Raw genomic sequence first — 6471 nt, 5'->3', positions numbered from 1 at the left:
TTTTCCAATTTAAACCTCCCTAATTATACCTTTCATTTAAAATCTCTATTATATCGTCTTTATTTACTCCTAGCTCTTTTGATTCTTTAATAAAATTGTCTACAACATCCTTTAACATCTCTATCTGTAATTCCTTAATCCTTTGTGTATCGTCAACTACAAATTTGCCAATTCCTCTTTGTGTATATATTAATCCAATATCTTCTAATTCTGTATAAGCTCTTTGTATTGTATTTGGATTTACTTTAAGTTCACTAGCACATTCTCTTACAGACAAGATTCTGTCGCCTCCTTTTAAATTACCCTTGATTATTTGCTTTTTCATATAATTAATAATCTGAGTATAAATAGGTTCCTTAGAATTTATTTGAAACTCCATTTTCAACCTCCTCATCTGAATACTACTGTATTAATAATATAATACACCCACACACTGTAAATGTAAACAGTTTTTTATAAAAAAAATTCATTTTTTGAATATATATAAAGAAAAAGAGGATTCAAAGTTTATTTTGAATCCTCTTTTATATTAAAAACTATTTGTGTTTTTTATGATTGTGTTTGTGGTTATTATTAGTAGTTGGAGCTGCTTCAGCTTTAACTTCTTCAACTTTAGCATTCTTTCCGTAGTATGAAGTTAAATACATTTCTTTTAACTCACTGAATAATGGATATCTTGGGTTAGCTCCTGTACATTGGTCATCAAATGCTTGCTCTACCATTTCATCTAAAGTTTCTAAGAACTTAACTTCGCTAACTCCAGCATCATGTATTGTCTTAGGCATATTAACCTTATCTTGTAATTCATCTATAGCTTTAATTAATAATTCAACCTTTTCTTCATCAGTGTTTCCACCTAATCCTAAGTGATCTGCAATCTTAGCATATCTCCATGCTGCATTTGGATATTTATATTGAGCAAAAGCAGCTTGCTTAGTAGGCGCATCTGTTGCATTAAATCTTATAACTTCATTCATTAATAATGCATTAGCCATACCGTGTGGTAAGTGATGGAATGCACCTAATTTATGAGCCATTGAGTGTGTTACTCCTAAGAATGCATTTGAGAATGCCATACCAGCCATACATGATGCATGAGCCATCTTTTCTCTTGCCTTTACATTTGTAGTTCCTTCATTATAAGCATCTGGTAAATACTTAAATACTAATCTAATTGCTTCTAAAGCTAAACCATTAGTGTATTCTGAAGCCATTATTGATACATATGCTTCTATTGAGTGAACTAATACATCTATCCCAGCACATGCTGTTAATCCCTTTGGAGATGTCATCATAAGTTCAGCATCTACTATTGCCATATCAGGAGTTAGTTCATAATCTGCAAGTGGATATTTAACTCCTGTAGTTTCATCTGTAATAACAGCAAATGGAGTTACTTCTGAACCTGTTCCTGCTGATGTTGCTATAGCAACCATCATAGCTTTATCACCCATAGTAGGGAATTTATATATTCTCTTTCTTATATCCATAAATGTCATAGCCAAATCATGGAAGTTAACTTCTGGATGTTCATACATAACCCACATAATCTTTGCAGCATCCATAGCAGATCCGCCACCTAATGCTATTATTACATCTGGATTGAAATCTAGCATTTCTTTTGCTCCTGCTTTTGCACATCTAAGTGTTGGGTCTGGTTCTACATCTGAGAATATTTTAAATTGTATTCCATTACTTTCTAAAACTTCTGTTACTTTATTAGTATATCCCATATCGAATAATACTTTATCAGTTACTATAAAGGCTTTCTTTTTGCCCATATCTTTTAATTCTCCTAAAGCAACTGGTAGGCATCCATATTTGAAGTAAACTTTTTCTGGAACTCTAAACCAAAGCATATTTTCTCTCCTCTCAGCTATACTCTTGATGTTAATTAAATGCTTAGGACCAACATTTTCAGAAACTGAATTTCCGCCCCATGATCCACAGCCAAGAGTAAGTGATGGTGCTAATCTAAAGTTATATATATCCCCTATAGCTCCTTGTGATGCTGGCATATTTATAAGAGTTCTAGCTGTTTTCATTTTTTCACCAAATTCTAATATTCTATCTCTACATTTAACTTGATCAGTATAAAGAATTGATGTATGACCCATACCACCTAATTCAATTAATCTTCCTGCTTTTTGTAAAGCTTCTTCATAAGATTTAGCCTTATACATAGCTAAAATTGGTGATAATTTTTCATGTGAAAATGGTTCTTCTAATTCTACTGATTCTACTTCTCCAATTAAAACCTTAGCTGAAGGTGGAATATTAATTCCTGCCATTTCAGCAATTTTATAAGCTGATTGACCTACTATATTAGCATTTAAGCCACCTTTTTCATTTAATATAACGCCTCTAACCTTATCTACTTCTTCACCCTTTAAGATATAAGCTCCTCTTTCGCTTAATTCTTTTTTAACCTCATCATATACTTGTTCTAATATAACTAATGATTGTTCTGATGCACAAATAACTCCATTATCAAAAGTTTTAGAAAGAAGTATTGAATTTACAGCCATTTTTATATGAGCAGTTTCATCTATAATTGCTGGTGTATTACCTGCACCAACTCCTAATGCTGGTCTTCCTGATGAATAAGCTGCCTTAACCATAGCTGGACCACCTGTTGCTAAAATTATATCTGATTCTCTCATAACATTTTGAGATAATTCTACTGATGGCTCATCTATCCATCCTATAATCCCTTCTGGAGCTCCTGCTTTTACTGCAGCTTCTAAAACAATTCTAGCCGCTTCAATTGTAGCTTTCTTTGCTCTTGGATGTGGGGAAATTATAATTGCATTTCTAGTTTTTAAAGCTATTAAAGTTTTAAAGATTGCTGTTGATGTTGGATTTGTTGTTGGAACTATGGCCGCTATAACTCCTATTGGTTCAGCAACCTTTGTAATTCCATAAGTCTTATCTTCTTCTAAAACACCACAAGTCTTCATATCTTTATATTGATTATATATATATTCAGCTGCAAAATGATTCTTTATAACTTTATCTTCTACTATACCCATTCCAGTTTCTGCAACTGCCATTTTTGCTAATTTAATTCTATTATCATTTGCTGCTATTGCTGCTTGTCTAAAAATTTCATCAACTTCTTCTTGAGTATAAGTTGCAAAAATTCTTTGAGCCTCTCTTAATTGATTAATTCTTTGAGTTAATTCTTGTGCATTTGTTACAACCATTTTATATCCTCCTAAATGATAAGATTTATATTTTTAAATTAATTACTTATCATGTAAAAATTTGTTTAACTTAACCATAATCCTATTGTATTAGATTGTTTATTTTTTGTCAATCTTTTTTTGTTAATTTTTTATCATATTTTATATTTCCCTTATAAAACCAATTAAATAACTTTATTTTAACTACTTTTTACAATTATTATAGTATACAAATGAATTATTTTTAAATTCTCTTTAATTTAACTGATTTTTCTTAATTGTTTTATTATTCTGATAATGTAAGTAATCAGTCTTACGGTTTTTAGTTTTTATTTTTAATTAGTTAATCGTTATTAAAATAACAAATTTTTAATATATTTAATTTTTATTTAATATTACTTTTCCATTAAAATATATAAAATATACATATAAAAAGAAAAAGAGACTGCTAAGCAGTCTCTAATTAAATTATAATTCTATGCTAATAAACTTCTATCACTTAAATCATCATTAATATTAGCCTCTTTAAATAAATTCATTAATTTTTCTGTTGTCAATTCTTCCTTTTCTTTTCCCTTAACATCTATAAGAATTTTACCTCTATGCATCATTATTAATCTATTCCCTGTTTTTATTGCTTGCTTTAGATTATGAGTTACCATCATAGTTGTAATGTTAGTTTCCTTTACAATCCTATCAGTAATTTCCATAATTTTTAAAGAAGTTTTTGGATCTAAAGCAGCTGTATGCTCATCTAATAACAACAGCTTAGGTTTAGACATAACTGCAATTAACATACTTAACGCTTGTCTTTGCCCTCCTGATAATAAATTCACCTTATTATATAACTTATCTTCAAGTCCTAAGTCTAATTCTTTAAGAAGTTTTTCATAATATGGAATCCTTTTTTTATTTACACCTAAAGTTAAGCCAAATTTCTTTCCTTTATTATCTGCTAAGGATAAATTTTCTAATAATGTCATATTAGGAGCAACACCTAATGATGGATCTTGAAAGACTCTTCCTATAATTTTTGATCTTTTATATTCATCTTTCTTAGAAACATCCTCTCCATTAATTTTAATTATCCCATCATCACATTTAATATTTCCAGAGATAATATTTAATAATGTAGATTTTCCAGCACCATTAGATCCTATTATTGTAATAAAATCTCCCTTATTCACTTCTAAAGAAAAATCAGAGAATACTCTATTTTCATTAATAGTATTTTCATTAAAGACTTTGTGCAACGCTTGAATCTTTAGCATCAACATCACCGCCTTTTTTATTTTTTATATAACTTTCAGCTTTTCTTCTTTTTCGTTTAAATCTAAACACTCCTGAATTTAAACTTAGTGCAATTATAACTATTACTGCTGTCATAAGCTTTAAATAATTTGGATTCAGACCCAATTTTAATGCCATTGCTATAGCAAGTTTATATATAATTGCTCCAAATATTGAAACTGTAGTATATTTGATAAAGGTCAATTTTTTAAAAATTGAAGCTCCTATTATAACTGCAGCTAGTCCCATAACAACTATTCCAGTTCCCATACTAGCATCTGAAAAGCCTTGATATTGAGCAGTTAAAGCACCACTTAAAGCAACTAATCCATTGCTTATCATTAATCCTAATATCTTTATATTATTTTTATTTATTCCTAATGATGTTACCAATTGCTCATTATCACCAACTGCAATTAGCAAATTACCAAGCTTTGTTTTCAAGAAGAAATCAAAAGCTAACTTTATTAATAAAGTTATTATTACAATGGTAACTATATTATAATTACCAGTAAAAATACTTTTAGTATTAAATAATGGAATATTTGATTGCCCCATAACCATTAAGTTTATTGAATATAACCCTATCATTACTAATATTCCAGACATTAAATTAGTGATTTTAAGCTTTACATGTAAAAGTGCAGTTGCTAATCCAGCTATAGCTCCTCCTATAGTGGCAACTAATACTGCTAACCAAGGACTTACATCTTTAACTAATAAAGCTGCACATATAGCTGCACCTAATGGATAAGTTCCATCTACAGATAGATCAGGGAAATCTAAAATTTTATAAGTAATATAGACTCCTATAGCAACTATTCCAAAAAGCAATCCTTGCTCTAGTACATTAATTAGTAAATCCACTAGTTAACACCCCCAGTTACACTTTTAGAATTTTCTTTAATTTCACTTGGGATATCAATATTTAATTTATTGGCTACATCTGTATTTATTACAATACTCATATCATTTAATGTAGTAATTTCTATTTCTTCTGGCTTTTTACCTTCTAATATTTCAGCTGCTTTGTAAGCAGTTTCTTTTCCAAGTTTAAAATAATCTATTCCAATTGAGCATAAACCACCTTTATATACTATAGCTTCTTCTGCTCCTAATACAGCTATATTATTATTAACAGCAATTTGTCCAACTAAATCATAAGCTGAAGCAACAGTATTATCTGTTGGTGTATATAATGCATCAATGTCTTTTATAACAGCATTTAAATTTTGATTTATTTCATTTACATTTGTAACTCCAATTTCCTTAATCTTTAGATTCAATTTACTAGCTTCAGTTTTTAATGCTTCTACTTGCACTACTGAATTTGCCTCAGAAGTATTATATATTACTCCTAAAGTCTTAACATCTGGTTTAAGTTTAAGTAATAATTCAAGTTGTTTATCAACAGGAACCATATCAGAAACTCCAGTTAAATTAGTTCCAGAGCTTTTCCAATCCTTTGCTATCCCTGCAGCAACTGGGTCAGTAACAGCAGTAAAAACTGTTGGTATTTCTTTTGTTGAATTGTATACTGCTTGTGCTGAAGTAGTTGCAATAGCTAAAATCAAATCCTTTTTCTCAGAAGTAAATTTTTGTGCTATTGTTTGAGAAGTAGGGTTGTCTCCTTGAGCATTTTGATAATCAAAAGTAACATCTTTACCTTCTTCATAACCCTTTTCTTTTAATCCTTCAATGAAACCTTCCCTTGCTGAATCTAATGCTGGGTGTTGTACCAATTGACTGATCCCTATATTATATTTTTTTTCTTCATTTGAAGATTCTTTAGAATCTTCTTTGCATCCAACAAAGGCACTAGCTATAACTAAAGCTAATAACCCAATTGCAACTTTCTTTTTTCCTACCATCTTTACCATCCTCCTAATATAAGTAAATACTTTTATCTTTAATAAAATCTTAAACCCTACAATTCTACATTTTTAATTCACTATAAATATTATATAAAATATAATATTTTATTACTATTTTTAAG

The 6471-nt window shown here is 29.5% G+C and carries 5 protein-coding genes; all 5 read right to left on the bottom strand.

The window, feature by feature from the left end; all coding sequences use genetic code 11:
* Nucleotides 1-19 precede the first annotated feature (19 nt).
* The 5 genes from HUJ77_RS13800 to HUJ77_RS13780 all read right to left on the bottom strand — a co-directional run bounded on the left by HUJ77_RS13800 (nucleotide 20) and on the right by HUJ77_RS13780 (nucleotide 6346).
* Nucleotides 20-379, bottom strand: coding sequence for a GntR family transcriptional regulator (locus HUJ77_RS13800; RefSeq protein ID WP_291709562.1), 360 nt, complete (start codon nucleotides 377-379; stop codon nucleotides 20-22).
* A gap of 157 nt (nucleotides 380-536) precedes the next feature.
* On the bottom strand, nucleotides 537-3206 hold the full coding sequence (adhE, locus tag HUJ77_RS13795) for a bifunctional acetaldehyde-CoA/alcohol dehydrogenase (RefSeq protein WP_291709560.1): 2670 nt from the start codon (nucleotides 3204-3206) through the stop codon (nucleotides 537-539).
* 455 nt (nucleotides 3207-3661) lie between these two features.
* The gene (locus tag HUJ77_RS13790) at nucleotides 3662-4456 is read right to left on the bottom strand and encodes an ATP-binding cassette domain-containing protein (protein WP_291709558.1); all 795 of its coding nucleotides are present in this window, start codon (nucleotides 4454-4456) and stop codon (nucleotides 3662-3664) included.
* Entirely contained in the window at nucleotides 4422-5342 is a 921-nt protein-coding gene (locus HUJ77_RS13785) for an ABC transporter permease (protein ID WP_291709556.1), read from the bottom strand. Before HUJ77_RS13785 ends, HUJ77_RS13790 begins: the two co-directional genes overlap by 35 nt.
* Nucleotides 5342-6346 carry an ABC transporter substrate-binding protein gene (locus HUJ77_RS13780; protein WP_291709554.1) on the bottom strand — a complete coding sequence of 335 codons (1005 nt, stop codon included), beginning with the start codon at nucleotides 6344-6346 and terminating at the stop codon, nucleotides 5342-5344. The genes HUJ77_RS13785 and HUJ77_RS13780 overlap by 1 nt, the downstream gene beginning before the upstream one ends.
* Between the last annotated feature and the right edge of the window lie 125 nt (nucleotides 6347-6471).

The organism is Clostridium sp., from assembly GCF_021443865.1.
GTDB lineage: Bacteria > Bacillota > Clostridia > Clostridiales > Clostridiaceae > Clostridium.
The sequence above is the reverse complement of the archived record's forward strand: the minus strand, read 5'-3'. Positions and strand labels throughout refer to the sequence as shown.

Coding starts and splice junctions, on each gene's coding strand:
- HUJ77_RS13800 (WP_291709562.1), bottom strand. CDS start 379: ATGGAGTTTCAAATAAATTCTAAGGAACCTATTTATACTCAGATTATT.
- adhE (WP_291709560.1), bottom strand. CDS start 3,206: ATGGTTGTAACAAATGCACAAGAATTAACTCAAAGAATTAATCAATTA.
- HUJ77_RS13790 (WP_291709558.1), bottom strand. CDS start 4,456: ATGCTAAAGATTCAAGCGTTGCACAAAGTCTTTAATGAAAATACTATT.
- HUJ77_RS13780 (WP_291709554.1), bottom strand. CDS start 6,346: ATGGTAGGAAAAAAGAAAGTTGCAATTGGGTTATTAGCTTTAGTTATA.